The organism is Clostridium aestuarii (assembly GCF_026735135.1).
GTDB lineage: Bacteria > Bacillota > Clostridia > Clostridiales > Clostridiaceae > Clostridium_H > Clostridium_H aestuarii.
In genome coordinates this window covers 57,237-83,389 of the sequence record NZ_JAPQER010000004.1, presented here as the reverse complement: position 1 = coordinate 83,389, position 26,153 = coordinate 57,237, and the positions used below count along the sequence as shown (strand labels likewise).

General features: G+C 26.7%; 28 protein-coding genes. 9 read left to right on the top strand and 19 right to left on the bottom strand.

What is annotated here, in order from left to right; translation table 11 throughout:
• Nucleotides 1-193 precede the first annotated feature (193 nt).
• Nucleotides 194-1,339, top strand: a complete 1,146-nt coding sequence (locus tag OW763_RS10905; RefSeq protein WP_268041172.1) for a glucose-1-phosphate adenylyltransferase — start codon at nucleotides 194-196, stop codon at nucleotides 1,337-1,339.
• 19 nt (nucleotides 1,340-1,358) lie between these two features.
• The gene (gene glgD, locus OW763_RS10900; protein ID WP_268041171.1) at nucleotides 1,359-2,525 is read left to right on the top strand and encodes a glucose-1-phosphate adenylyltransferase subunit GlgD; all 1,167 of its coding nucleotides are present in this window, start codon (nucleotides 1,359-1,361) and stop codon (nucleotides 2,523-2,525) included.
• Nucleotides 2,526-2,549: 24 nt separating this feature from the next.
• On the opposite strand, the gene OW763_RS10895 is transcribed toward glgD, so the two are convergent.
• From OW763_RS10895 to OW763_RS10870, 6 genes are all read right to left on the bottom strand, one after another.
• Nucleotides 2,550-2,855: an ArsR/SmtB family transcription factor gene (locus OW763_RS10895; protein WP_268041170.1), complete on the bottom strand. Its 306-nt coding sequence runs from the start codon at nucleotides 2,853-2,855 to the stop codon at nucleotides 2,550-2,552.
• Nucleotides 2,856-2,968: 113 nt separating this feature from the next.
• Complete coding sequence (locus OW763_RS10890; protein ID WP_268041169.1) at nucleotides 2,969-3,937, bottom strand: permease; 969 nt, start codon at nucleotides 3,935-3,937, stop codon at nucleotides 2,969-2,971.
• A 21-nt stretch (nucleotides 3,938-3,958) separates the two neighbouring features.
• Nucleotides 3,959-4,204, bottom strand: a complete 246-nt coding sequence (locus tag OW763_RS10885) for an ATP-binding protein (protein WP_268041168.1) — start codon at nucleotides 4,202-4,204, stop codon at nucleotides 3,959-3,961.
• 211 nt (nucleotides 4,205-4,415) lie between these two features.
• Nucleotides 4,416-4,655 carry a thioredoxin family protein gene (locus tag OW763_RS10880; RefSeq protein ID WP_268041167.1) on the bottom strand — a complete coding sequence of 80 codons (240 nt, stop codon included), beginning with the start codon at nucleotides 4,653-4,655 and terminating at the stop codon, nucleotides 4,416-4,418.
• Nucleotides 4,656-4,761: 106 nt separating this feature from the next.
• Nucleotides 4,762-5,475, bottom strand: coding sequence for a metallophosphoesterase family protein (locus OW763_RS10875; RefSeq protein ID WP_268041166.1), 714 nt, complete (start codon nucleotides 5,473-5,475; stop codon nucleotides 4,762-4,764).
• Nucleotides 5,476-5,776: 301 nt separating this feature from the next.
• Nucleotides 5,777-7,129: a DUF5667 domain-containing protein gene (locus OW763_RS10870; RefSeq protein WP_268041165.1), complete on the bottom strand. Its 1,353-nt coding sequence runs from the start codon at nucleotides 7,127-7,129 to the stop codon at nucleotides 5,777-5,779.
• Between the two features lie 171 nt (nucleotides 7,130-7,300).
• On the opposite strand from OW763_RS10870, the gene OW763_RS10865 reads away from it, so the two are divergent.
• The 3 genes from OW763_RS10865 to OW763_RS10855 are packed head-to-tail and all read left to right on the top strand — an operon-like array spanning nucleotide 7,301 to nucleotide 9,449.
• Nucleotides 7,301-7,999 carry a sigma-70 family RNA polymerase sigma factor gene (locus OW763_RS10865; protein ID WP_268041164.1) on the top strand — a complete coding sequence of 233 codons (699 nt, stop codon included), beginning with the start codon at nucleotides 7,301-7,303 and terminating at the stop codon, nucleotides 7,997-7,999.
• Entirely contained in the window at nucleotides 7,992-8,822 is an 831-nt protein-coding gene (locus OW763_RS10860; protein WP_268041163.1) for an anti-sigma factor domain-containing protein, read from the top strand. The genes OW763_RS10865 and OW763_RS10860 overlap by 8 nt, the downstream gene beginning before the upstream one ends.
• Before the next feature lie 48 nt (nucleotides 8,823-8,870).
• On the top strand, nucleotides 8,871-9,449 hold the full coding sequence (locus OW763_RS10855; protein WP_268041162.1) for an anti-sigma-I factor RsgI family protein: 579 nt from the start codon (nucleotides 8,871-8,873) through the stop codon (nucleotides 9,447-9,449).
• Nucleotides 9,450-9,623: 174 nt separating this feature from the next.
• Here OW763_RS10855 and OW763_RS10850 read toward each other — a convergent pair whose 3' ends face one another.
• A complete protein-coding gene (locus OW763_RS10850) occupies nucleotides 9,624-10,799 on the bottom strand; it encodes a hypothetical protein (RefSeq protein WP_268041161.1) in 1,176 nt (391 codons plus the stop codon).
• 82 nt (nucleotides 10,800-10,881) lie between these two features.
• Between OW763_RS10850 and OW763_RS10845 the strand changes: the two genes are divergently transcribed.
• Entirely contained in the window at nucleotides 10,882-11,799 is a 918-nt protein-coding gene (locus OW763_RS10845; RefSeq protein WP_268041160.1) for a hypothetical protein, read from the top strand.
• Nucleotides 11,800-11,854: 55 nt separating this feature from the next.
• Here the strand turns inward: OW763_RS10845 and OW763_RS10840 are convergent, their stop codons facing one another.
• Together OW763_RS10840 and OW763_RS10835 are read right to left on the bottom strand one after the other, a co-directional pair.
• Entirely contained in the window at nucleotides 11,855-12,448 is a 594-nt protein-coding gene (locus OW763_RS10840; protein WP_268041159.1) for a hypothetical protein, read from the bottom strand.
• 78 nt (nucleotides 12,449-12,526) lie between these two features.
• Nucleotides 12,527-14,173: a glucosaminidase domain-containing protein gene (locus OW763_RS10835; RefSeq protein WP_268041158.1), complete on the bottom strand. Its 1,647-nt coding sequence runs from the start codon at nucleotides 14,171-14,173 to the stop codon at nucleotides 12,527-12,529.
• Nucleotides 14,174-14,325: 152 nt separating this feature from the next.
• Between OW763_RS10835 and OW763_RS10830 the strand changes: the two genes are divergently transcribed.
• Nucleotides 14,326-14,619, top strand: coding sequence for a DUF3784 domain-containing protein (locus OW763_RS10830; protein ID WP_268041157.1), 294 nt, complete (start codon nucleotides 14,326-14,328; stop codon nucleotides 14,617-14,619).
• A 102-nt stretch (nucleotides 14,620-14,721) separates the two neighbouring features.
• Here the strand turns inward: OW763_RS10830 and OW763_RS10825 are convergent, their stop codons facing one another.
• The gene (locus tag OW763_RS10825; RefSeq protein WP_268041156.1) at nucleotides 14,722-15,435 is read right to left on the bottom strand and encodes a ferritin-like domain-containing protein; all 714 of its coding nucleotides are present in this window, start codon (nucleotides 15,433-15,435) and stop codon (nucleotides 14,722-14,724) included.
• Between the two features lie 181 nt (nucleotides 15,436-15,616).
• Between OW763_RS10825 and OW763_RS10820 the strand changes: the two genes are divergently transcribed.
• Nucleotides 15,617-16,114 carry a GNAT family N-acetyltransferase gene (locus OW763_RS10820; protein ID WP_268041155.1) on the top strand — a complete coding sequence of 166 codons (498 nt, stop codon included), beginning with the start codon at nucleotides 15,617-15,619 and terminating at the stop codon, nucleotides 16,112-16,114.
• 159 nt (nucleotides 16,115-16,273) lie between these two features.
• Here the strand turns inward: OW763_RS10820 and OW763_RS10815 are convergent, their stop codons facing one another.
• The 7 genes from OW763_RS10815 to OW763_RS10785 all read right to left on the bottom strand — a co-directional run bounded on the left by OW763_RS10815 (nucleotide 16,274) and on the right by OW763_RS10785 (nucleotide 22,678).
• Nucleotides 16,274-17,623: a hypothetical protein gene (locus tag OW763_RS10815; protein WP_268041154.1), complete on the bottom strand. Its 1,350-nt coding sequence runs from the start codon at nucleotides 17,621-17,623 to the stop codon at nucleotides 16,274-16,276.
• Nucleotides 17,616-18,170, bottom strand: coding sequence for a sigma-70 family RNA polymerase sigma factor (locus tag OW763_RS10810; RefSeq protein ID WP_268041152.1), 555 nt, complete (start codon nucleotides 18,168-18,170; stop codon nucleotides 17,616-17,618). The genes OW763_RS10815 and OW763_RS10810 overlap by 8 nt, the downstream gene beginning before the upstream one ends.
• Before the next feature lie 233 nt (nucleotides 18,171-18,403).
• Nucleotides 18,404-19,831: a sensor histidine kinase gene (locus OW763_RS10805; RefSeq protein ID WP_268041151.1), complete on the bottom strand. Its 1,428-nt coding sequence runs from the start codon at nucleotides 19,829-19,831 to the stop codon at nucleotides 18,404-18,406.
• Between the two features lie 75 nt (nucleotides 19,832-19,906).
• Complete coding sequence (locus OW763_RS10800; protein WP_268041150.1) at nucleotides 19,907-20,593, bottom strand: response regulator transcription factor; 687 nt, start codon at nucleotides 20,591-20,593, stop codon at nucleotides 19,907-19,909.
• Nucleotides 20,594-20,705: 112 nt separating this feature from the next.
• Nucleotides 20,706-21,500, bottom strand: a complete 795-nt coding sequence (locus OW763_RS10795; RefSeq protein ID WP_268041149.1) for a hypothetical protein — start codon at nucleotides 21,498-21,500, stop codon at nucleotides 20,706-20,708.
• A 268-nt stretch (nucleotides 21,501-21,768) separates the two neighbouring features.
• Nucleotides 21,769-22,299: a hypothetical protein gene (locus OW763_RS10790; RefSeq protein WP_268041148.1), complete on the bottom strand. Its 531-nt coding sequence runs from the start codon at nucleotides 22,297-22,299 to the stop codon at nucleotides 21,769-21,771.
• Nucleotides 22,300-22,399: 100 nt separating this feature from the next.
• Nucleotides 22,400-22,678 carry a hypothetical protein gene (locus OW763_RS10785; RefSeq protein ID WP_268041147.1) on the bottom strand — a complete coding sequence of 93 codons (279 nt, stop codon included), beginning with the start codon at nucleotides 22,676-22,678 and terminating at the stop codon, nucleotides 22,400-22,402.
• Nucleotides 22,679-22,918: 240 nt separating this feature from the next.
• Here OW763_RS10785 and OW763_RS10780 point away from each other — a divergent pair, with 240 nt between their 5' ends.
• Nucleotides 22,919-24,133 carry a right-handed parallel beta-helix repeat-containing protein gene (locus tag OW763_RS10780; RefSeq protein ID WP_268041146.1) on the top strand — a complete coding sequence of 405 codons (1,215 nt, stop codon included), beginning with the start codon at nucleotides 22,919-22,921 and terminating at the stop codon, nucleotides 24,131-24,133.
• Between the two features lie 49 nt (nucleotides 24,134-24,182).
• Here OW763_RS10780 and OW763_RS10775 read toward each other — a convergent pair whose 3' ends face one another.
• Both OW763_RS10775 and OW763_RS10770 read right to left on the bottom strand, forming a co-directional pair.
• A complete protein-coding gene (locus OW763_RS10775; RefSeq protein WP_268041145.1) occupies nucleotides 24,183-24,977 on the bottom strand; it encodes an HAD family hydrolase in 795 nt (264 codons plus the stop codon).
• 28 nt (nucleotides 24,978-25,005) lie between these two features.
• On the bottom strand, nucleotides 25,006-25,983 hold the full coding sequence (locus tag OW763_RS10770) for a S66 family peptidase (RefSeq protein ID WP_268041144.1): 978 nt from the start codon (nucleotides 25,981-25,983) through the stop codon (nucleotides 25,006-25,008).
• Between the last annotated feature and the right edge of the window lie 170 nt (nucleotides 25,984-26,153).

The window sequence follows — 26,153 nt, the reverse complement described above, 5'->3', positions numbered from 1 at the left end:
TACTTAATATTGAAATTATGTGGCACCTGAATAAGGTGCTTTTTTGACCTTGTTTTTTATTACTTAATTTACAATTAATACATTTTTTACAAATATCTTGTTGAACATTTACTGAAACTATTGTAAAATATAACCATCCGTTACCTAATATATGGAAATATGATACACATAATTATGGATGGTGGTGAATTAAATGCTAAAAAAAGAACTTGTTGCTATGATTTTAGCAGGTGGACAAGGAACTCGTCTTAAAGAATTAACGGAAAAAAATGCTAAGCCAGCGGTACCTTTTGGAGGAAAATATAGAATTATTGATTTTACCTTAAGTAATTGCTCTAATTCTGGAATAGATACTATAGGAATCCTAACTCAATATCAACCTCATGCATTAAATGCACATATAGGTATAGGTTCTCCTTGGGATTTAGACAGAAATAAAGGTGGAGTAACAATTTTACCTCCTCATACTAAAAATGATGGTGGTAACTGGTATATGGGTACTGCAGATGCTATTTATCAAAATATATCCTTTATAGATAGATATGATCCTGAATATATTCTTTTATTATCTGGAGATCATATTTACAAAATGGATTATTCTAAAATGTTAAAATTTCACAAAGAAAAAAAAGCTGATGTCACAATAGGAGTTATTAATGTCTCTTTAGAAGAAGCAAGTAGATTCGGTATTATGAATACTACACCTGATAATAAGGTATATGAATTTGAAGAAAAGCCTCAAATTCCTAAGAGCAATAAAGCCTCTATGGGAATTTATATTTTTAACTGGAAATTACTAAAACAATTTCTTATAGAAGACAATAACGACAATACTTCAAATCATGATTTTGGTAAAAATATAATACCTAAATTAATGGATAATGGATATAACCTATATGCTTATTCCTTCCACGACTATTGGAAAGATGTAGGTACAATTCAAAGCCTATGGGAAGCAAATATGGATTTATTAAATGATAATAACGAATTTAATATTCATGATGATGATTGGAAAATATATTCTGTAAATTACTCAACTCCATCTCAATATATAGGAAATACTGCTAAAATAAAAAATTCTCTGGTTAGCGAAGGTTGTACTGTCTTTGGTAATATTAATAACTCAGTAATCTTTAATGGAGTACATGTAGGCAAAAATACAATAATTGAAGACTCAGTAGTAATGTGTAATTGTAAAATCGGTGATAATGTAATTATTAGGAAAAGTATAGTTGGAATAGATTCAATTATTCGTAGAAATAGTATAATAGGTAATTCTGAAGATATAACAGTTATAGGTGATCATCAAGAAATAAAATCTAGTTCTATAGTTAAATAAATTTAGGGGGATTATGCATATGAATAAGGATTATATGGGGATTATTAGCTTAAATGAAGATGACGAACACATAAAGTGTCTTACAAATAATAGACCACTTGCCTCAGTTCCTATTGGGGGTAAATATAGACTAATAGATTTTACCCTTTCAAATATGGTAAACGCAGGTTTGACTAACATAGGTATATATACTCAAAGTGAATCAAGATCGCTAATAGATCACTTAGATTCAGGTAAAGCTTGGGATTTAGATAGAAAAATAAATGGTTTATTTGTATTTAATTTTAACCATTTTACTTCTAAGACAAATGACATAGAAGCCATAAAAAACAATATAGAATATATTTATAGAAGCAAACAAAACAATGTTATATTTGCTTCTTCAAATATGCTTTGTAATCTTGATTATGAAAAAGCTATAGAATTTCATGAAAAATCTGGAGCTGATGTAACTGTAATTTATAAAAAAGTCTCAAATTCCAATACAAGCTTTTTAAATTGCAACGTATTGAATATTGGCTTAAATAATTCAGTGGTTAGTGTAGGAAAGAACATAGGAACCAAAGCAATAAACAATATATCAATGGATATGTTTATATTTAAAAGATCAACACTTTTGCAAATTCTAAATAAGTGCATATCCACAGGATACTATAATTCAATAAAAAATTGTATATATATGAATACTGATAAATTAAGTATCAAAGCTTATGAATTTAAAGGATATTTAGAATGTATAAATTCTATTGACACTTACTATAAAACAAATATGGATATGTTAAAACCTAAAATTAATAAAGAATTATTTTTTGGTAAAGGTCACATATATACTAAAGTAATGGATACAGCACCTACTAAGTATTCTTCTTATTCAAATGTAACTAATTCATTAATTGCTAATGGATGTATAATCGAAGGCTCTATTAAAGATAGCATTATATCGAGAAGTGTTAAAGTTCATAAAGGTGCACAACTAGAAAACTGTATAATATTCCATGGATGTGAAATTAAAGAAAATGCAAAATTAAAAAATGTTATTATTGATAAAAATGTTATTGTCGAAAAAAATAAAGAATTAAAAGGTGATTGCCAATACCCCGTGGTAATAGAAAAGCATCACTATTCTAATCCTTTAGTTAATGAAATAAATTTTGCTGATTATCCTAGCTTAAAATCAATAGTTTAAAAAAGGAGCAGAAATGCTCCTTTTTTACTGTACTTTTTCACTCATATACTTTATTTGGTCTTTTATCATCTCTTCAACAGTATCTATAAGTTTTACAACTCTCTCATCCTTAATGCTGTACATTATTTTTAGTCCTTCTTTTTCAGCATTCAATATTCCTGCATCTTTTAATATCTTTAAATGTTGTGATAAATTAGATTGACTAAAATCCACATTTCCATTTAATTCACATACACATAAAGCACCTGGTACAAGCATTCTTACAATTTTAATTCTTATAGGATGTGCTAAAGCTTTAAAAATTTTCACATACATATCTTCAATTAACATATAAACACCCCTGTTATCTATAATTTAATCCTTCATTGAGTTTAGCCGTTAAGACTAAGCATGTCAACTAACAAAAATAGGATGTACTTTAAAAGCCCACCCTATTTTTATTATTATATTATAAAATTAAATAAATATCCTGTAAACACTATTCCTATTCCAACTATAGCAATAAATATAGCTAATAATTTAGGTTTTAGTACTTGCTTCAATAAAATCATTTCAGGTATGCTTAGAGCTGTTACCGCCATCATGAACGAAAGAGCTGTTCCTATAGCAACACCTGCTCTTGTAAGTTCACTAACAAGAGGTATAACCCCTGCAGCATTTGAGTATAGTGGAATTCCAAAAGCAACTCCAATGAACACAGCAAAAGGATTTCCCTTTCCTGCATATTTAGCAAGTGCACCAGTTGGTATCCAACCATGCATTATTCCACCAATTCCTATACCGATTATTACATATATCCAAATCTTTCTTATCAAATCTCTTGTAAATATCCATGAATCTTTCAATCTTTCCTGCATTGTAGCATCAGGAATATCAATATCTGCATTTCCTATTTGCATTTCGTAAACATAGGATTCAACATACTTCTCTAGTTTAAGCTTGCCTATAATCATACCACTTACTATAGCTATTATTTCACCTGAAACTATATATATAAGAGCTATTCTCCATCCAAATAAACCATATAAAAGACCTAAGGCTACTTCATTTACCATAGGTGCAGCTATTAAATATGAAAAAGTAACTCCTAGTGGAACTCCAGCTTCAACAAATCCTATAAAAAGAGGTACTGCTGAACATGAGCAAAATGGTGTTACAATTCCAAGTAAAGCTGCTAAAATATGTCCTACAAAAGTGTTACCTTTATTTTTAGCAAGTATCTTTCTTGTCTTTTCTGGTGGAAAGAAACTTCTAATAAAGGTAATAACATATATTATTAATAGTAGTAATATAAATATCTTTATTGTGTCAAAGAAAAAGAAATTCAAGGCATTGCCTAACTTTGATGCCTTATCTATACCCATAATATTATAAACTAACCAATCTGCAAACCATTGAACTGGCGTAAACATCTAATCACATCCTCTTGAAATCTAATTTTCACAGCAACAGCCACAGCTGCATCCACCATTTTCTTGTCCATTATCTCCAACATACTCAATAGCTCCTTCTGGACACTGTTTTGAACATCCTTTGCATCCATGTACACACTCTTCAGGGTTTACTACAACCGGATGATTTTCTCTTTTCTCATAAACTCCATGACTGCAAAAATCAGCACAGATTCCACACTCAATACATTTTGTAATATCTATTACTGGATACCATGTTTTTGACATTATTATTCCCCCTAAACTATATAAGTATTTTCTAATATAATTATATGCTTACATTAGAAAAGTGTCAACAAAAATAAGAATGAAATCCATATTTTTCACATTGATATTAAATATTTATACAAATTATTATTATATTTCTCCTCAACACAATAACAGCTCTCTGTGTTTTTACACAGAGAGCTGTTTAAAATATCAATAGAACTAAAATATCCTATTTTTCATCCTCTATAAGCTTTTTAACGTCTTCTACAGTACATACTTTTCCAAATGCTTTAACTTTTTCATTTATAACTACAGCTGGTGTTCTCATAACTCCATATGCCATTATGTCTTTCATGTTTTCTACCTTTATAACTTCTGCATCTACATTCATTTCCTTTACTGCCTGTTTAACATTTTTTTCAAGCTTTTTACAATTTGTACACCCCATACCTAATATTTTAATTTGCATAATAATACCTCCATAAATTTATTCATTAATTATATTATAATATTCTAATATAATTAATTCAATCCCTATTTTTTATTTATTTCCCAGTGTTTTCCCTTTAACGTTTTTAAGCTCTTCCCGTTCTTATAATCTCAGCAAATTCTTTTGGAAGCCCTGCTTCTTCTATAGCTTTTGCAGTTTTCTCAAAGTCATATGAAACATCTACAGTTTCTACTGTAACTTCGTCCTCACTAATATCCATGATTACATAATTAGCATTTGGGTTACCTGTCTTAGATTTTCCAACACTACCTGCATTAACAATCATTTTATCTCCATACATTTTGTAATATGGTTTATGAGTATGACCACATACTAAAATATCTTCTATGAAATATTCCATAACTTCTTTTGCTTCTTCTGAATTTTCTTTTAAATATTCATTAATTCTTCTTGGACTTCCATGAACAAAAGCAACCTCTTTTTCTCCAAAAGTTAATTTCATTTCCTTTGGAAGCTCTCTTAAATATTTTCTGTTTTCTTCACTGGTATTTTCTATACTCCAGCTTAAAGAAATTGCTGCATTTTCTGCATCTCTAGGATCTGGATAGTCACATCCACATGCGATTCTTATATTTCCTACTGCATCATCATAGTTACCCATAATTGTAAGTATGTTCTTTTTTCTAATTAAGTTAATTACTTCATTTGGAAAAGGACAGTATCCTACTAAATCTCCAACACATACTGTTAAATCAATACTTCTATTGTTTATATCTTTTATAACCTCTTCTAAAGCATAAACATTACTATGTATATCTGATATTACTGCTAATTTCATATATATCTCCTCCATAAATCCATATCTTTTATTGATATATTTTCACTACTCACTAATAATATCCATAATATATCACATTACTATATTAGTATATACTTATATATGTTTATATAATAACATAAAACAACTAAAAATCTACTGCTTTTATGTTAAATATACATTAAAAAATACCACAAGATATACTCGTAGTATTTTTATAATGTTTGCAAAATTTATATATATTTGAGTAACTTTCATAATTAAAATTTTCAAGTACGAAATGCAAATTTTATTGTATGTAGCTACATAATCCTTCATTTAATTATTTCTTTTTACTTTTGCTATCCTTAGATTTTTTGTTATATTTACTACTTTTTTTAGAATCATTTTTCTTTTCCTTGATTTTTCCTTTAGCTTTATCCGCCCTTTCTTTAACTTCTTTTTCTTTCTTTCTAACTACTTCTTTAATCTTATTTTTTTGTTTTTCAATATTATCCCTATCTTCTCTATCTTCTTTGATTTTCTTCTTTGATCTTTCATCTTTTACTTTATTTTTAATTTTCACAGGTATTTTTTCCATTCTTTTTTCTACATTTTTAACTTTTTCAGCTTCTTCTTTTGTAATATTACCTTCTTTAACTTCTTCTTTTATTTCTTCTTTTAGTTCTTCTCTTATTTTCTTTGATCCTTTAACTACATTTTTATGTTCTTCAAATGCTGTTCTAAACTCTTCTTCTATATTCATATATAGTTCTGTTTGTTGTTCAATAGCCTCTTTTGCAACTTCAATTGCTTCTTCATCACCAGATTTATTAGCTTTTTTCAATCGAATCATTGCTTTTTTATAATTTTTTCTACTTTCATTTAAAGCATGTCTCTTTTCTACCATATCAATTACGGCTTCTTTTTTCGCAGTTTGCATTTCTATTACTTTTGCTATAGTTTCTTTTGCATCTTCTCCTACCTTCTCCTGTATAGCTTTTAATACTTCTATTGACTTCATTTGGCTGGCCAATATTTTTTCTTCAAGCTTCTTCAATTTTTCATTTTTACCTTCATCAGCATCTTCATCTTTATCTTCATCTTTATCTTCATCTTGTTCCTCAGTTTCATCTTCTATTTCTTCTGTGTTTTCATACTTAGTTTCGTCAGTTTCATTTTCTATTTCTTCTTTAGTTTCATCTGTTGTTTCTTCTACATTTTCTTTTAACTCTTCTTCAACTGTTTCATCTTTTTCTTCTATTTGCTGTTCATCTTCTTCAACTGTAGTATCTTCATCTACTATATCTTGGTTATTTTTCACTTCTGTATTTTCTTCTACTACCTCTTCAGTTTCATCCACAGCTTCTTGAAGAAGTTCATCTATTTTTTCCATAGCTTCCTGATACTCATCTATAGACTCTTCTACCATTTCTTCTTTACCTTCTTCAGCCATAACCTGACCTTCTTGAAGTCTTTCTTCTGCTATATCAGAAATAACTTCTACCTTTTTTTCTTCATCAAGAGTTAAACTTACTTTTAGGTTATCTACAGCTTTATCAACAGGATACAGAATACTATCTGGAGTAACTCCAGCTGAATTTTCTGAAGTAATATTTCCTTCTGCAAAAGCCCTTCCACTAATTCCGCTCATTACAATTATAGTTGCTATAAATAATGATAATTTTTTTTTCATGTATTTCCCTCCTAAACTTTTTTCGCCTTTTTTATACATATATACGAAATATAATTAAGTTTTTAGGGGGGTGATATAGTATTTTCTTTAATTTTTTTTAATTTTAATATAGTACCCATTAAAATCAACGATAATTTACGTATATAATATAAGAATAAAGAGGTGATATGATTGGACCCTAAGCTTCTGTCAAAAGAAAATAGAAATTCTTTTATAGAAAGCAATAAGAATTTCATATATAAAATAGCTTATAAAATATGTAAGAGGAACTTAACTTGGCAAAACGATGACGAATTAAGCATAGCTCTAATTGCTTTTAATAAAGCTTGCAATACCTATAATGAAAAAAAAGGTAATTTTTTTAGTTACACAGCTATGCTAATTAAAAACTCACTTATTGATTTTTTTAGGAAAAATCAAAATACTCCTTATCTAATATTTGATAATACTAAAATCGCTGAAGATGATGATAATTCTAACTATATAGATTTCAAATCATCTATAAATAAATATGAAATTGACTGTGAAAACCAAAATAGAGCCCAAGAAATAGCTCTTTTTTCTCAAGAATTAAAAAAATATAAATTAAACTTTTCTGAACTTATAAAATCTTCACCATCGCATATAGATACAAGAAATAATTTACTAAATTTAGCATTAAGTTGTTTAAAGAACGAAAATATTTTAAAATATATTAAAGATAAACGTTTGCTTCCTATAAGTCAAATAAGTTTGCTTACCAATACTAATAAAAAGCACCTAGAAAAATGGCGTAGATACTTAATTGTATTAATACTTATTCTTTCAAGTGATGAATATCCTTATATAAAATCTTACTTAAATATAAAAGTAGGTGAAAAATTTGAATAAAACTGGAATTGTAATGGAAATCAAGGGGAAAACAGCATCTATACTAACTTGTGATGGTCAATTTATAAATGTTAAAATAACAGAAGGAACTCCTTCTATTGGAAGCAATTATTGTGGTCCAATTTTAAGCAAACTACCCTTATATAAATATGCTACAGCAGTTGCTTGTTTTGTTTTATTTCTTTGCTTTGGTGGAGTCGCTTATGCTTACTACACACCAATAACATCAGTAATAGTAAAAATCAATCCAGAAATAGAACTTATAATCAATAGATGGGATAAAATAATAAAAACTATACCTTTAAATGATGATGGTAAAAGTATACTTAATTCAATACAACTAAAAAACAAGCCTATAAATGAAGGTTTAACCATAATTCTAAATGCATCTGATAAGGGGAATTTTATTAATAAAACAAATGGTGAAAACCAAATAAGTCTAAATATTATTAGTACTAAAAATGTATCTTTAAATATAAATGACTTTAAAAATAATGTAAAAAGTAAAAATTTAAAATTAGATGTTAAATACAATAATGGTAAGAATAACTCTCAATCTGGTAAAATAAAACATGAAACTAATACTAAAAATAATATTCAACCCCCAAACCAAAAGACTAATACTAAAAACACCACTAAACCTAATAATATTAATTTTAAAAAACCAGGAAAACAAAATAATAATAAAAAAGAAACAAAACAATTAAATTCCAATAACAATATTCAAAAGAATATAGAACATAAGATAAAAAAATCTTCTACAACTAATAAAAAAACAAATGCTAATAGTAATAAGGATACACTAAAAAAAAGAAAATACTAATAAGACCATCAATAAATCAAATTCTAATTCTAAGAGTAGGTGACATATATGAAAAAGAAAACAGGAGTAGTTGTTAAGGTTGAAAAAAACTATATTTGTATAAGAAGTGTACATGGTCAATTTATAAATTTAAAAATTAAAAATTATACTCCTAATATTGGAGATATATATACTGGCACCCCATATAAACCTAAATCAGTTACTATAGCAAGAGTTGTTTTTATACTATTTTTAATAGGTTTAATAGTATTAGGCAGAAATATATATTATTATTTTGTACCTTCCGCTACAATCATAATAAAGATTTCTCCTACTGTACAAATTAAAACCAATAAATGGGATAAAATAATAAGTGTTAACGGAGTAAAAAGATCTGGAAAAGCTTTATTAGAAAACATAAAAATCAAAAACAAAAATATAAATGAAGGTCTAGAACTAATTATCAATGAAGCTAAAAGCAAGAAAATTATTGATGAAAAATATATAAAAAATAAAAATATAATTACTATATATATTTCTAGTGATAACAATAAATTTGTTGATCTATCCTCATTTGAAAAATTCACACATAATTCTAAATTAAAATATCAAATAAATAATAATGGAGTAGCAACATTTGTTAAATAAGTTTATTTTTTATGAGTAAGCACTAAATTTAGTAACATTATCCCACATATAATAAACTAGAAAATTTCTATTTGATTTAAAAAGCACCTACCAAATATTTAAATTTAGTAGGTGCTATATAACATATTTTAATTAGCGGATTTAATAATTAATGCTTAATTATCTCCTTCACTCTCAACTCTCAATTATTTTTAAGTTTTTCCCATCTATATCACAGATATTAATTTTTACACTATCATTTTCATATGTAAAAAACATAACCTTTTCTATTTTTTTACTCCCTACATAATATTGTATTAATCTTACAGGACTCAATAACTTTGGATTATTTACTATAACTTTAGATGCTTGAGCATTTCCATTAACTATTATCTTACCATTATGTTTTTCATCAAAACTTGTATAAACTGCAGTATACTCTTTATTATATGTAATAATATCCACATCAGGTACTTGTCCTAATATATCTGTATTTTTATCAAGTTTATCTAAAACCATTGTTATATCATTTCTTCTTTTACAAAATACTTCAAATTTATTTTGATTATCTCTTATACCTATTATTCCATAATCATTCTTAAGTCCTTTTGCATGTACTACATTTTTTATTTCAAGAGATGTTTTACCCTCATCATTAAATTTTATATAATACAAATTCAATCCACTTTTTTCAAGTTTAGTATAACTTAAAATTTCATCAATACAATTAAAATTCACAACCTCATAAGGTCTTTTATAATATGTTACATACTCTGGAATTTTTTTATTTTTCATAAAATGAAAAACGTCAGAATTTCTAGAATTTCCTATATTTCTAGAGTAAATCAATTTATCACCTTTTAGTGTATAGTAAAGTTTTTCTTTAACATCCATACTAGTAGCATTTTCAAAGTTTTGGATTGGAATTTTACTATTTTTCTCCAAATTCTTATTCTCTTCAAATATTGTGTTTCCATTTTCATCTTCTCTATTATCAATTTGAATCTTACATATACCTTTATCATATGCAGTAATTATACTGTTATCTACAAATCCATCATTAAACAATAATACATTTTTTAGATTAGGATGTGTTTCATATGATTTTATTTTTTGTACTTTACCATTTTCAACATTTAAACAATAAAGAGAAGTTTCCTTATCTTTTACTCCTAAAAACAATATCCAACTTTTTAAACTCTCTTTTCGATGATATGCTATATTAGTTATTGTTCCATATTTTTCACTTTTTATATTAATTGATGGTCTTTTATAATCTAAGTTTGGCAATCCACTAGTCTCATATTTATATACACAGAAAGTAGTTATAAATAATATTAGCGAAAATATAATCATTCCAATCCTACGCATGCAGTTCACTCCCTTTTTTGTAAAGTCATGTTATAATTAAATTATATCTTAATAACATATGTAAATAAAGGAGATAAAAACCATGAGTTCTGATTATTTTACTAAATGGACAGAAAACAATGAAGAAATTACTTCACAAGATAATATAGAATTTGATTCACAAAGTAATACAGAAACTGATTTGCACAAAAATGAGGTTAATTCAAAAAATCACTCAACTAAAATAAGCTTAAAGTTAAAACCATCATTCAGTGCTGTCACTAGAAGTCTTTGGCTTATTCTTGTACCTGTAATTCTTAATCTATTAAATTTATATATATACAAAAATGTTTTAAAAAGAGTCTATGTACCTAATGCACCAATATTCACTTTAAAACTAGGAATAATTTCAGCGCCACCCGGACTTGAATACATACTAAAAGACTTTCCAACTCCATTATTAAAATATACAAGCAATATAGGACATACAGGAATTATAAGCGAACTGAATCTGCTTTCAATACTTATTTTGCTTTGTACAACAGTAGTATCATCATTTTTAACCTCAGGTTATCTAGGATGTCTTGAAAAAACTGGTAGAAAAAAAGTAAGAGTTAGAGATTTTTTTAAACTTGGTAATAAGTTTTGGTTTAAATTTTTTGTATTAGATTTGATTTCCTTGATTCCTACTTTATTTGTATTTATAAATACCTATTTATTATTTACTGCTTTCATATTAGTATTCTTATACTATGTTAAATATTCTATCGTGGTAGATAAATCACCATTATCAACCTCATTTAAAAACGGCATAAATGTCTTTTTCAATAATATTATAACTACAATAAAAATATCAATCTGCTATGGACTTATAATGTCCCCCTTCACTATTGTAGTTTTTGGATTAAGTAAATTTAATATACCAGGAATAATAATTTCCATTATTATAACGTGTTATTTAGGAATGACTATAAACAAATCTGTTTTAGAAGTGTACAGAACTTTACGAAAAAGCATGTAAATTACTGCAAAACTCAATAAGCCCATATGCTTGGAAGCATATAGGCTTATTAAATTTACATAAATTTCTCTTTAAACTCTATAACTACTGGTTTAAAATCTTCCACATGTATCCCTTTTCCGTACAATTTCAAACTATTCATATTCAAATTATTATCGACCTCAATCTCAACTGCTAAAGCTTTAGGTTCAATATCTTTCATTGAAATATCTAATTTTTTAAATTCTTTTATCGTATCCAAAATCTCTGAGGTACTGCTGCCACTAGCAAGCATATCTGTCATATAGTTAAACTTATTCTTTATACCCTTACTGTTTTCCATGTAATCCTTAATTATTTCATTTGCTTCCTCAGTAAGTTCATCAAAATCCTTTATTTTTAATGAAATAAGTTTTCTTGATGAACCTTCTTTAATAATAATTCTATTAATTATATCAATAAACATCATTACATATGCAATTCTACTTTTTCTAACTTTACTTCGCTTATTAACATTTTTACCATCTATCTTATCGCCGTCAATGTTAATTATAAATTTTCTATCAAAAATCTTATTATTGTGGTTTATCTTCACTTCCACCTTTGTTTTTACCTTTTTCATCTTTCTAGCTTTATCTAAAACATTATAAAGAAGCATAAGTTTATCCATAAAAAATCCACCTTATATTAAGACTTTTCTTTATAAACCTATGCTTCCTTATTTAATAATATTATGATTTTTAGAAAGTTATTGCGTACTTTTCATATATTGAGGGATTTCATAAACTGGTTTTGCACTTTTACATTGTTCCATTAGTTTTTTTATGTTTTTAACTTGTTTCTTTGCCCAAGCTATATCCGTACTATATTGATGCCACATCACCTGAATATTCCATCTCATTTTATATAAAGTATTTTGTTTATATTTATCACTATTTATATAACCATTAGTTATAAACTTAGCCCCTCCTATGATTGCTTCATCCACACTAAACCATTCTTCTTTATATGCATATTCTGAACCACCTTTTAATGGATCATCATCATACGCACGTATTCCAAATACATTATATGTCTTTTTAGGCTCTACTTTCTTTCCATCTACAGTTTCTACAAGAACCCCTGTTGCTAATTTTGATTTTCCGTTTCCAGTCTCTAGTAATGCATGGGATATAAGATAAATAGGATTAACATCACTCTCTTTAGCTGCTTTTAAAAACACTTCTCCTTTACCTTCTAAAACTCCCTTATCTTTTAATATCTCATTCAATTCTTCTACTTTAACACCTTCCATATAATTCAAGTTTAAAAACTGGTATTTACCTTCATCATCTAAGAAATTAGCTGCATCTAAATAATATTTTATTAAGCTTTCGCTTCCTCTTGCCCATCTAGCAGTTTCACTATACATAGGCTTCCCATTTGTAAACTGTTGTTTAGCAAACTCATCAATTGTTTTATCATATTTGTTATATATAATAGTATCATTAATACCTATATTTTGATTTGAAACTACATCATCTGTTTCAGCTTGTGAATCCTCATCCGGACCTGCTTCACTCACACCTGCTTTAGGTTGAATAACAGCAACAGTATTTGCATTTTCAGTTACATCATTTTCAAGCACTTTAAAATATGAAGTATAATAATTGTCAAAGTCCGTATTACCATCTTTATGTTTTCCATGTAAATTACTTCTTTTTACATAAATCATAAACTTATATTTACCACTTTCGAATCCCTTATCTACTGATAAATTAAAGGGATTATATGTACTTAAGGAACTTGTGTACCCATCAGTTAATTCCACATATTCCTCATTAGGGTAAACATTTGAATTATCATACATATCATTAGGATACTTAAATGCATATACTCTGTATTGAACTTTACTAGAATAATCAGCTAAAATCTTAAAATTAACTTTTTCATTTTTTAAAACTGGTTTTTCTAATATCTCTACATTTTTTATACTTGGCAATGAAGGATAGTTTGTACAATCTTCATATTGTATTGCCGTTGTGAACTTCATTCTTACAGATTTAGATAATTTTGAACCCGATTTCCCTTTAACATTTGTACTTAAATTAAGATAATATGTATCTCCTGGTATGTATCCTCCTGTTGGTGGATATATAACTATAGACTTACTATCTTTACCTGGAACTATTGTAACCTTTAACTCTCTCTCTCTACTATCCACCACTGTAATATTATCACTATTAACAGTATTCTTTTCTAAATCCATATTAAACTTTACCGTCCAAGGCTTGTTCACATTTACTTCTGATTTAGAAGGCATTGTAATAGAACTTTCAGCAAAAGCTGTTGTAGATATAATTGATAATAACATCACTATCAAATTTATTTTTATTAATTTTGATATTATTTTCACTTTTACACCCCCTCTTCTTTAATTACTTACGGTATATTATCGTCAACTGTCCACTTTATTTTAACAGATTTTTATAACCAAAACAGTAGTTTCATGTTATTATTAGTATTAAGTGGTACATACGATACTTTTATGTTGAAAGGAGTTTATAAATGTTCAATTTACAAGAACCCCTAATGATAATAATGGGTTTTGGAATTTTATTTTTTTCATATCTAATAGGTATAAAGAAAAAAATATATTTAATATCAGGTTATAATAAATCAATAAAAAATGTAGATAAACTCTGTAAATCTCTTGGTTTATCTTTATTTATCATAGGTTTAATAAATATACTAACACCACTATTAACTGATTATGTTGGAGAATTTATTTGGTGGATATATTCTATAATAGTATTAATATCAGTAATTTATGCTATTAGTAATTACATAAAAGAAACTTAACTATATTTCTATAATTCCATTTCGCTACTCACAACAAAAAATCCTGCCTTATTATTACTCGGCAGGATTCTGTTTTTAACACAAAGAAAGATCTTTGATAAATCAGTCTCTCTTTTTGAATTTTTCTAAGACCTTTGGCATTTCGTCTTTTTCCCATTTTTTCATTTTCTTTGTATAATCATCTAATTTATCTTTTAAATCTTCTAACATGTCAGATAATTTAAGTTGGCTTAATGCCCTTTCCAAATCAACATCATCAAATTTATCTCCTATAGTACGATTAAGTAATGGAGCAATAAACTCTATAACATCTTTCTTATCAATTTTATCAAATTCAAAGTTTGTTCTAGGCATTTTTTTATCATAGTTTATTGTATAAATATAATTATATTTTGAACTATGCTTCAATTCATCTGTAATTATTTCAAACAACATATCTCTATAATATCTACCAGGTAACCCTTGTCTAATAATTCTATACTTTTCTACTGCTTTTAATTCTCCAAACAAAGCCTTTTTAATTCCATCCAAATATGATTTAGGTTTTTCAAATTCAACATCATCTTCTATCTTAATTTCTTTACCTGTAAAATCCATATAAATTTTCCTAAACATTTTATTATGTTTTATTTCATCATCTCTTATAGAAGCTATGATTTTCTTTTCTTCTCTTGTAGGTGCTTTACTTATTAAATAATCATAAAATAATTCATCCCTTTTTTCATCCTCAACAGCTTCTTCAATTAATTTAAGTGATCTTTGTAAAGCTGCCATATCACACATCATTCCATAGTTCATATTCATGGGCTGATACATTTTGTTCCTCCTAAAATCTTATTACAATATCATAATATAAATATTTAGATTTAAATGTGCTATTTATTTTTAAGTTTTGGTATTTCACAAACTACAATAGTTGAACTTTTAATTGCTTTATTATAAAATAAACAAAATAATAATATTAGGAAACAATATTATTATGAAAGGAGATCTGATTATGATTAGAAAAGCAACGATGTCTGATTTAGATGAAATTATGGATGTAACAAAAAATATTGTTAAAGAAATGAACTCCTACAATAACTATCAGTGGAACAATAATTACCCTAAGAAAGAAGATTTCATAAGTGATATTGCTAAGGAAAGTTTATTTATCTTAGAAAAAAACAATGAACTAGCTGGCTTTACATGTATTAATAAAATACAGCCTCTAGAATATAACGATTTGAATTGGTCATTAGATACAGAAGCTTATGTTGTTCACCGTCTAGCTGTAAATTCTAAATACAGAAAAGAAGGTATTGCCTATAAACTCCTGAACTTAGCAGAAAAACTAGCAATTGCTGACAAAGTAAAACATTTAAGAACAGATACATATTCTCTTAATACAAAGGCTCAAAGCTTATTTGAAAAATTTGGATATAACTTTGTAGATGAAATAAACTTTTGTGGAAACGAAAAATCTTTTTATTGTTATGAAAAACTAATTTTTTAATTCTTGAATATTTTTTATTTATTGGGGAATAATTTTTGATATACCCTGTAAAATTAAATCTTATTTTTTTCATTTTAACATATTTCTTCCCCAAAAGGACTGTTTGAAAATGATTTTTAAATCATTTTCAAACAGCCCTTTATTTATTATAATCACTATCTACTTCATATTGATTACCCAGTCTCCATTTATCGTAAATTCAGGATATGATATTTCAATATTAGCATTATCAATATTTTTATCAAATTCTAAATTTATTACTGCTTTATCGCCATTAAATTCAGCATTTATTTTTTTCACATCTCGACTATAAAAATCAAATGATCTTATATCTATATTTTTATCTCCATCAGTATTTAGTTCAAATTCCACTTTTGCAGATGTTGATGATACTCTTGTAATCTTTTTAAGAACAGCTTTTTGAATATTAAAATCAATTTTTTTATTTAGAATTTTTTCCCCTTTACTTGGAATATCTAATGAAAATGTATCTATTGTTTTTTCATAGCAAGCAACTAATGCAGGTAATTTTACTACTAGATTTTTATTCTTTGGTGCCTTTGTTTCAAATGTTGTTACAGGACGCCCTTTTGAATTTTCAGGAATACTAAGTTTATATTTATTATTCATTTCATCAAATACATAAATATCTTCTGGCTTACTACTTGTAGATGATGAACTTATACCATTTTTCCCATTCTCTAACATACATTCCACTTTTCTCGCAATAGGTTTACCAAGTGTATTTAATTTCAAATCTTTATCTTCAAATGATGTAATCAATTGAAGATAAAATTTATTATTATTTTTATCCACTGTTTTAGTAACTCCAACATTTACACCTTTAATATTATTTACTTTAGCTTCAGCAGTATATATTTTCTTATTTAAATCTAAGCTTTTAGCTTTTTCTAACGAAACATCATAAGACTTCCCTGCAATTACAAGTTTAAAATCCTTAAAAGCTTTAATATCATAATTATTTTTTGTCTCATTCATAAAAGAGAAAAAGTATTCATTTTCTCCCTCAGAATAACCCCCTGGACTATAAACAGTATCAGAATTATTTTTTGATATAATATTAATATCTTTCAGCTCATCTTTACTTAAATTTGTAGTTAATTTCATTTCTAATTTTCCTTTTGAGGACATTACGCTGTTTATTGTAATATCTTTATTTAACTCATACTTCTCATTTAAGCAATAGGCATCTCCATCAACCATAGTTGAATACACAGGTGTTTTGTTCATAAATGACTTGATTGCTTGTGAAATATCTTCAGCATATGCAGAAGTCAAACTTAAAGAACATATGCAAACAGCAGCAGCAATATAAGGTAATCTTTTTTTACGTCTAACCTTTTTATTGCTATTATTCAATTTTTGATACGCTTTTTTCTTTATAGAATCCATGTTTATTTCAACTCCTTCTAATAATTTATCAATTTCTTTTTCAATTAAATCATCATCACAATTATTTAATAATTCATTTAATCTATCTTCATTCATAACTCAATACCTCCTTTATAGCTTTTCTTCCTCTTAAAAGCCTATTGTCTACAGCCGACCTTGATAGTTTAAAAGCTTTTGCTAGCTCATTTATCTTTTCACCAAAAAAATATCTTCTGAAAAATATTTCTTTATCTAGTTTGTTAAATGTATTTATTGTGCTTATAACCTTTTCTTGATCTTGTCTTAAAATAAATTCTTTTTCTAGATTATAGCTATCTTTTATTTCAAATTCTTCAATATCTACTACTTTTTGTGACCTCTTTTTTCGTTTGTATGTAAGTGCTTTATATTTTGTTAAAATCAAAAGCCACGTTCTAAAATTTCCTTTTTTGTCCTTAAAATCATTAATCTTATTCCAAGCATCCAAAAAAACATCTGATACACATTCTTCAATATCCTCTTTTTGAAGTGATTGAAATAAGATATTATAAGCTAAGCAATAAATTGTTTTTGTATATTTATTTATCATATACTCATAAGCATTTACCTCTTTATCTTTTATTGCTTTTACAAGTTCACTTTGCGAATATTCCAAACTATTCACCCCCTCACCTCATACATTGCTTTCATATATTACTATGCACTAAATGCTATTTTTCTCTTGAAAATTATTATATAAATTTCACAATAGTGAATAAATAGCACAATTCTCAAATTACATAGATATATGAAAATTTCATTGTTGATTACCCTTAAAATTTATAAATAATATAAAAAAAATCACAAATAAATCAATAAAAAAATTCACTATAAGATACGTGAATCTTTTTTTACTAACTATTCTTTTTTATTGCCCTCTGCATTCTTCAGTATTTCTTCTCTCCACTCATGATATGCTTCTATTTTTATATAAAATGATACACCATTTTCTTCATTTACAGCCCAAATCTCACCCTTATGAAACTGAACTATTTGTTTGACAATAGCAAGTCCTAAACCAAACTTGCCTTTCTTACCTTTTTGAAATTGATTAAATAAATTAGGAAGTATTTTTTCGTCAATAGCCTCACCATCATTATGAAAACAAATCACCACATGGTTTCGATTTTTTTTCAAAACTATTGATATCTTTTCTCTAGCATATCTAATATTGTTATCAAGTAAATTTTCTATTACCACTTTCCACTGATCTATTTTACCTAAAATTTTTGCATCATCTAAATATATGTGCCAAGATATTTTAGAACTATTATATTTAAATCTTTCTACTACACTTTCAATTAATTTTTTAATATCGATTACTTCATCAGGTTCTTGATGTTTTGACATATATTCAAACTTAGTTAAATACAATAAATCTTTTATGCGTTTTTGTAATCTTTCTGCTTCACTATCAATAACATGCATAGTGCTATTTAAATCTCCTTTAGGATATATCCTATCTTCTACTGCTTGTGCATAACTTCTAATAACCATAACTGGTGTTTTTAATTCATGCGAGATATTTTGAAGCATCCATTGTTGATTTTCATCTCTCTTTACTAGTTGTTTTCTCATATTTTCTATAGAATATGATAATTTTCCAATTTCATCCTGACGTTCTGAAATAATAGGTTCATACCAATCTCTTTTAGCAATCTTACTGACATTCTTTTCTAATTTTTTTAATGGTTGAGTCAAATATTTGGATATTTTTAATGCTGCAACTAATGAAATGATAACTGCTATAACAATTATAATTAAAAATTTAGAAAACACAGCTGTTATTAAACTATTTCTGTAAGTATCCCACATATATGATAGTAAAAATCCTTCTTTCCCATAAGCATTGAACTTGTATATAACATAAAATATTTTCTTTCCATTTATATTTTTTTCATATCTTTTTGTTTTTGATTTTTGATTTTTAACCTGCTTTATTATTTCATTTAGAAATTTCTCTGTCTCTTGTTTATTATTATATAATTTATGTAATTTTAATTGTTCTACAATCTTCGTTGACGGATATTTAATATGTGAAACACTTCTTATATTCTGTATTGCCTCGACTTCATTCATTAATTGCATATATTTTTTTTTATTAATTTTTTCTCCTGAAAGTCTAGCTGTGTATTTCATTTGAGCTGCTTCAATAGTATTATAAACTTCATTAGTGAAAAAACTTCTTAAAGTAAAAGCAAATAAAACAGCTAATATTAATAATATAGCTAAAATAATTCCACATATAACTACCCATATTTGAAAAGCTAAAGGCTTATTCTTCAAATTATCACCAACTTTAATTTAATAATTTTCTATGATTAAATAACCTATATTTAAAATTTTTACAAATAAAGCATATTATTTTCTTTTTACTGAATTTATTCTATATCCAAAACCATATATTGTTTCAATATTCAATTCTGGCATTTTTTTTCTTAACCTTCTTAATAAATCATCTACAACTCTATCATTTCCAAAATAGTCATCGCCCCATACAGTATTTAATATATTCTCTCTTGAAAACGCACTACCTTGATTTTTCACAAATAATAATAATAAATCAAATTCCTTAGATGTTAAATTTATAAGCTCATCGTTTAGATAAACCATTCGTTTTATCTCATCAATAGAATATGGGAACATCTCCACTCTTTCAGCTTTATAAACTGCTTTGCTACTTTTATAAACTCGTTCTAAAAGTTTTTTTGTTCTTATCACCAACTCCCTTGGTAAAAATGGTTTTGCTAAATAATCATCACTTCCCATTTCAAGCCCTATTACCTTGTCTAAATCTGCATCTCTTGCTGAAATAAAAATTACAGGTATGTCTGCATTATCAGATTTTATATCCTTTATTAACTGATATCCATCAATACCAGGAAGCATTATATCTAAAACCCATAAGTCAGGATGATCTTTTATTGCCATTTGAGCCTTTTCTCCATTCAAAAAAGAAGTTACATTCCATCCCTCTTTCTCAAAATAAGAAGTTAAAATACTATTTAAGTTTTCCTCATCTTCAACTAAATAAATTTTATACTCCATTTTATTCACTCCTATATTTATTATTTATATAATCTATTATAATATAAATAAAACAAACGTGGATATACCCACGTTTGTACTAATTTCATTTTCATTTTCTATTGATTGCTACCTATAGTTTTTCATTTAAATATTGCGTTGCTTCTTCTTTTGTCATTTTTCCACTTTTTATTTTTTCTTTAACTTCTTGAAATATTTTCTTTTGATCTTCTGTTAACTTAGTACCATTTTTTTCAACTTTGCTTTTTCCAGTTCTTCTTAACTGCATTATCCCATTATCTTTTAAAAATTGTACATATTCATCTTTTGTCATTTCACCATTTTTCACTTTTTCTTTAGCTTCTCCAATTAATTTCTTTTGTTCTTCTGTTAGCTTAATTCCTTTTCTTTTAATTGTTTTTATACCATTATCACTTAAATATTGTTTTGCTTCTTCTCTTGTCATTTCTCCGCTCTTTACTTTTGCTTTAACTTCTTCAATTATTTTCTTTTGTTCTTCTGTTAACTTAGCTCTTCCTTTTTTTGTTATATCTATACCATTATCCTTTAAGTATTGTACGGCTTCTTCTTTTGTCATTTCGCCACTACTTACTTTTTCTTTAACTTCTTGCATTATTTTCTTTTGTTCTTCTGTTAACTTAATTCTTTCTTTTTTAATTGACTTTATACCATTATCTTTTAAAAATTGTACATATTCATCTTTTGTCATTTCACCATTCTTTACTTTTTCTTTAACTTCTTTCATCATTTCCTTCTGTGCATCAGTTAATTTAACTCTTTGAATAACTGATTTTTTCACATTTTTAGTTGGTTTTGCAGTATTTGTTCCTGCAGCAAATGCAGCACTTGGTACAACTACTGACGCAGCCAAGATAGAAGATAAAACGATTTTTTTCCAATTTAACATATAAACCACTCCTTAATTATTTAATTTTTTTGTGTAATTTCTTTTGTTGAATACATTATAATAATTAATATTGGAATAATTATCTTAAAAATATGTGAAATTGTGTGAATATCCTTTCTAGTTCCATTCTTATATTTTTTCTCATATATCTTTCACTTATTCATATTGATATTTTGCCAATATTTTGCGTAACTGTAAACCGAAAAAGGAACATAAAAAAAGCGTAAAGTCTTATTTTTCAAGACTTGACGCCTATTAATTGCTATATTTAGTCACAAGACAAGATTGTTGTTATCTGAATCTCATTTTTATCTTGATCATACATTTTTATCGCCATTTTGCTATCGGTAATGGGTATCGTAATAGCAAATGGCTTACCTGGCTCTACCGTATAAATCTCCCCTTGTTTTTGATTGTTTTCAGACACACATTCTATTCTCACCACATTTACCTTATTAATCGAAATTAGAGCAATGGAATTACCATAATCAAAAGCTTGAACACCCTCAAGAATATCGTTGCTACTACCGCCTGAACGGAAGAAGTATCCAAATGAAAAGCCTTCTCTGTTTAAATAAATGGAGTATGTGAAATCAGTTAAATCTTCGTCATAAAACAGCAATGTTCCAAGGTTATCGTTCACAGATTTTGAGACCTTCCAACTATCATCTATTTTTTGGGATTTACGAGCATCACGTTCAAGATTCTCTCTGTTCACTCCTATAATAGAAAAACTGAAGCGAACAAAAATGACAAGTAGCAATAAACATATAGCAGAAATAATATAAGATTTTTTCATATCTTCACCCCCTCAATTATATAAATAATCTTTATGTTATAAAACATCAATTTATATATACAAATTCATAGTAGCTTGTTTCATTAAAATAATCTAATATCTATTCTCTCTTCTCTCTTAGCTTATTTATAAAAAAAGCCACTAAAGTAAATAACAAATATACTAACACTACATCTATGAAAAAAATCATTATGTCCATATGGATTCTCATTAAAAGTATTTGTTTTCGGTTTATAGGTGGTAAATTGAAAGTAGTAAAATAAGCAAGTGGATATCCAAACTTAAATTTAAATCCATCACTATAAGAATACGGTAATAAAGGTACTGTCAATAACACTATAGTAATTGAAGATATTAATAAATTCTTTTTTATTTTCATATAATTTCTCCTATTATTCAATTAAAATATAACATCTTGAGATTATGTTTTAATATATTTTTGTTTGTTAATACACATTTTCTATAAATTATATTACAATTAATTGTATCCAATTATACCATATAATTCCGACAATTAATTGTTCCTATATTTTTCAAATAAGAACAACTACTTGTTAATAAAATAGAATAATTATATAATTAATTTATTATGTTAATATAAGTATATGGAGGTATAATAATGAAAAACAAATTAAGAGCTTTTTTAGTTGGTGCTGTAACTACAACCTTGTTATCAACAACTTTTTTAACTGCTTATGCAGCTCCCGTTAAAAAAACTATACCAGCAATCTTTAATAACATTAAAATCTATGTGGATGGTAACTTAGTTAAATCAAAAAAATCAACTAATGATAGTATACAATCATTGGTATACAATGATACTAGATATATTCCACTAAATACACTTTCTGAAATTCTAAAAAAAGAAATAACGTGGAACAAAGATAAAAATAGTATATACATTGGAAAAGTTCCACATGAAAATTCAAAAGAAAATACAAAAAAAGATATAAAAGAAGTTACTGTTTCAACAGCACAAGAATTTGTCGATGCTATTGGTTCTAATAAAAGAATTTTACTAAAACCTGGAGTATATAATTTATCAAAAATTAAGCAAATTGACAGAGCAGACAAATCTGTAACATGGGAAGAAGTATATGATGGTAAAGAATTAAATATTAAAAATGTTACTAATTTAACTATAGAAGGTACAAACAGTGGTAAAACAAAGATAATAGTTTCACCTAGATATGCACAAATAATGAATTTTAATAATGTTAGTAATATCACTATTAAAAACATTATTGCTGGACATGCTCCTCAGCCATATGAATGTGATGCTGGAGTATTAGGATTCCAAAACAGCAGTAATATTTATTTAAGTGGTTGTACCCTATATGGATGTGGAAGTGTTGGCTTACACTTATTTCAAGTAAAAGAGTTTGATCTTATTGATTCTACTGTAACTGACTGTTCATTAAGAGCTATTGATATTAATGAGTCACAATCTATAAGATTTAAAAGAAGTAAGTTCACAAAACACAGAGCATATAGCAACATCTTCTTTATCATGGACTCAAATTTTATAACATTTGACGATTGCACAATATCCGATAATAATAACTGGCAATGGAATTTCATGGAAACAAGAAACACTCCGGTAATTCTAATTGATAACTGTACTATAAAAAATAATTCAAAACCTAAAGATAATAAAGATTGGTATACAGAGGAAAAGGTTTGCTTCTTCGATACTGATAGAAGTAATATACTCATTAGAAATTCTATAATCAATAATAATAGTTGTGATAGTTTTGTTAAAAATAAAAATGAAGTTACGTTTGAAAACTGTACTATAGAAAATAATAATTTTAACAAAGAAGAAAGCCATTAAAGGCTTTTTTTTATTTTCATTCTATCACTTCCTATTGTTGTACTATTTCCTATAGTGAATTTACGTATTTATGAAGAACATTGTACACTCCATCCTCATCATTGCTTTTTGCAATAAAATTAGCACTTTTTTTCACATCTTCAGGAGCATTTTCCATAGCATAACTATGTTGTGCTACTTTAAACATCGATAAATCATTATAATAATCTCCGAAAACCATTGTATTTTTAGGGTTTATTTTAAATTTTTCTTGAAGTATTTTTACAGCATTTCCTTTATTTATACCTTTATTCATTATATCTATCCAATTATATCCTGATACAACAAACTCAAGATTACTATTTAAATTTTTCTTTAAATATTCTAATATAGCTGGTTTTACACCATCAGCTACATAATAAGTTATTTTATATATTGGTCTTTTTATTTCGATAAAGGATTTTAGCATCACTACAGGGATTTCATAAAAATTAAATTTATTCATCAAATCTTCTGATGGATTCACTGTATATGCTTCATTCTCTCCTGCTAAAAATAACATTTCACCTGCTCCAAAATTAAAGTTCATTACATTCTTTATGTCTTCTTTATCAATACTATTTGAATAAAGAGTTTTTCCGTTATTTTTATACTTAATAAGAGCTCCATTATGAGCAATGAGTATCATATCCGTTTTAACTTTTTTAAAGTTGTTATTTAGTTGAGAATAAAATCTTCCACTAGCTGCTACAAATTTTATATGCTTTTCATTAAGAGCATGTATTATATCAAAGATTTTTTCATTTATACTACCTTTATTATTTACTAAAGTACCATCCATATCACTTGCTATAAGTTTTAACATTAGTGATTCCCCCCTTTTGCATCTAAAATTAATGTTTACTAATTTTAATCTTTACATTTTTCTCATTAGCAATTATTTCAGCTTCACCACCTATTGGAAAAGTTATTTGTGGAGTTGTATGTCCAAAATTCACTTCAGCAATTACTGGTATATTATTGCATACTGGTTTTGTTTTAATTATTTTATATAGTTGTTCTTTTGTAATTTTCATATCTAATTGAAATTTACCAAGTATTATTCCTTTTACTTTATCAAAATTGGGTTGATGAATTAAAGATTGTAAATTTCTATCAAAAGTTTCTGGTGAACTCAAATCATCATCTTCTATGAATAAAATTGTATCTTCTAAATCAGGCATATATTTTGTCCCTTGTAAAAGATTAAATGTACATAGATTGCCACCAATTATTTTCCCTTTAGCAGTTCCTTCATTAATTACTTCATATCCTTCATTTTCAAAAAAGGCTCTATTTTCTTGGTCTAAATACCAAGGGTCATCACTCCATTGATTTGATGATTGTACTTCAAACTCATTTTCTTCTATTAAACACTTTTTAAAATATTTTTTTGTATATTCTATACCTTTTTTCATTCCAAAACTTGAAAAATGTGGTCCAGAGTATGTAATTAAATTTGTCATTTTATAAATCGCATTGCTTAAAATAGTTATATCTGAATAACCACATATTATTTTGGGGTTCTTTTTTATGATTTCAAAATCTATATAGTCTAATAATTGATTAGAATTATACCCGCCAATAACTGATAATATAGCTTTAACGTTTTTATCTAAAAAGGCTTCATACAAGTCATCAATTCTAGATTTTATTGATGAAGAACAAAACTCATCCGTCTCTTCACAGTTCTTAGAAAAAGTCACTTTAAACCCCATGTCCTCTAAGGTTTTAACAGCTACTTTTTTTGATTCATCATTCATTATGCTTAAACTTCTTGCTGGCGCAATAACTCTTATTTCATCACCGAACTTTAATTTATCAGGTACCATTTTAACTCCCCTTTCAAAAATATTTTTTCATTGCCTCAATTATATATTAATTTATATTGGAGAACAATAAATCACTTCAGTTGATTTAGTTAATTTCAATCTAAAATTTCATGAAAACATTCTAAAAGCATTTATTATTTAATCTTATTACAAAAAAAGCATCGGTCTCC

Coding starts and splice junctions, on each gene's coding strand:
- OW763_RS10905 (WP_268041172.1), top strand. CDS start 194: ATGCTAAAAAAAGAACTTGTTGCTATGATTTTAGCAGGTGGACAAGGA.
- glgD (WP_268041171.1), top strand. CDS start 1,359: ATGAATAAGGATTATATGGGGATTATTAGCTTAAATGAAGATGACGAA.
- OW763_RS10895 (WP_268041170.1), bottom strand. CDS start 2,855: ATGTTAATTGAAGATATGTATGTGAAAATTTTTAAAGCTTTAGCACAT.
- OW763_RS10890 (WP_268041169.1), bottom strand. CDS start 3,937: ATGTTTACGCCAGTTCAATGGTTTGCAGATTGGTTAGTTTATAATATT.
- OW763_RS10885 (WP_268041168.1), bottom strand. CDS start 4,204: ATGTCAAAAACATGGTATCCAGTAATAGATATTACAAAATGTATTGAG.
- OW763_RS10880 (WP_268041167.1), bottom strand. CDS start 4,655: ATGCAAATTAAAATATTAGGTATGGGGTGTACAAATTGTAAAAAGCTT.
- OW763_RS10875 (WP_268041166.1), bottom strand. CDS start 5,475: ATGAAATTAGCAGTAATATCAGATATACATAGTAATGTTTATGCTTTA.
- OW763_RS10870 (WP_268041165.1), bottom strand. CDS start 7,129: ATGAAAAAAAAATTATCATTATTTATAGCAACTATAATTGTAATGAGC.
- OW763_RS10855 (WP_268041162.1), top strand. CDS start 8,871: ATGAAAAAGAAAACAGGAGTAGTTGTTAAGGTTGAAAAAAACTATATT.
- OW763_RS10850 (WP_268041161.1), bottom strand. CDS start 10,799: ATGCGTAGGATTGGAATGATTATATTTTCGCTAATATTATTTATAACT.
- OW763_RS10845 (WP_268041160.1), top strand. CDS start 10,882: ATGAGTTCTGATTATTTTACTAAATGGACAGAAAACAATGAAGAAATT.
- OW763_RS10840 (WP_268041159.1), bottom strand. CDS start 12,448: ATGGATAAACTTATGCTTCTTTATAATGTTTTAGATAAAGCTAGAAAG.
- OW763_RS10830 (WP_268041157.1), top strand. CDS start 14,326: ATGTTCAATTTACAAGAACCCCTAATGATAATAATGGGTTTTGGAATT.
- OW763_RS10825 (WP_268041156.1), bottom strand. CDS start 15,435: ATGTATCAGCCCATGAATATGAACTATGGAATGATGTGTGATATGGCA.
- OW763_RS10820 (WP_268041155.1), top strand. CDS start 15,617: ATGATTAGAAAAGCAACGATGTCTGATTTAGATGAAATTATGGATGTA.
- OW763_RS10815 (WP_268041154.1), bottom strand. CDS start 17,623: ATGAATGAAGATAGATTAAATGAATTATTAAATAATTGTGATGATGAT.
- OW763_RS10800 (WP_268041150.1), bottom strand. CDS start 20,593: ATGGAGTATAAAATTTATTTAGTTGAAGATGAGGAAAACTTAAATAGT.
- OW763_RS10795 (WP_268041149.1), bottom strand. CDS start 21,500: ATGTTAAATTGGAAAAAAATCGTTTTATCTTCTATCTTGGCTGCGTCA.
- OW763_RS10790 (WP_268041148.1), bottom strand. CDS start 22,299: ATGAAAAAATCTTATATTATTTCTGCTATATGTTTATTGCTACTTGTC.
- OW763_RS10785 (WP_268041147.1), bottom strand. CDS start 22,678: ATGAAAATAAAAAAGAATTTATTAATATCTTCAATTACTATAGTGTTA.
- OW763_RS10780 (WP_268041146.1), top strand. CDS start 22,919: ATGAAAAACAAATTAAGAGCTTTTTTAGTTGGTGCTGTAACTACAACC.
- OW763_RS10775 (WP_268041145.1), bottom strand. CDS start 24,977: ATGTTAAAACTTATAGCAAGTGATATGGATGGTACTTTAGTAAATAAT.
- OW763_RS10770 (WP_268041144.1), bottom strand. CDS start 25,983: ATGGTACCTGATAAATTAAAGTTCGGTGATGAAATAAGAGTTATTGCG.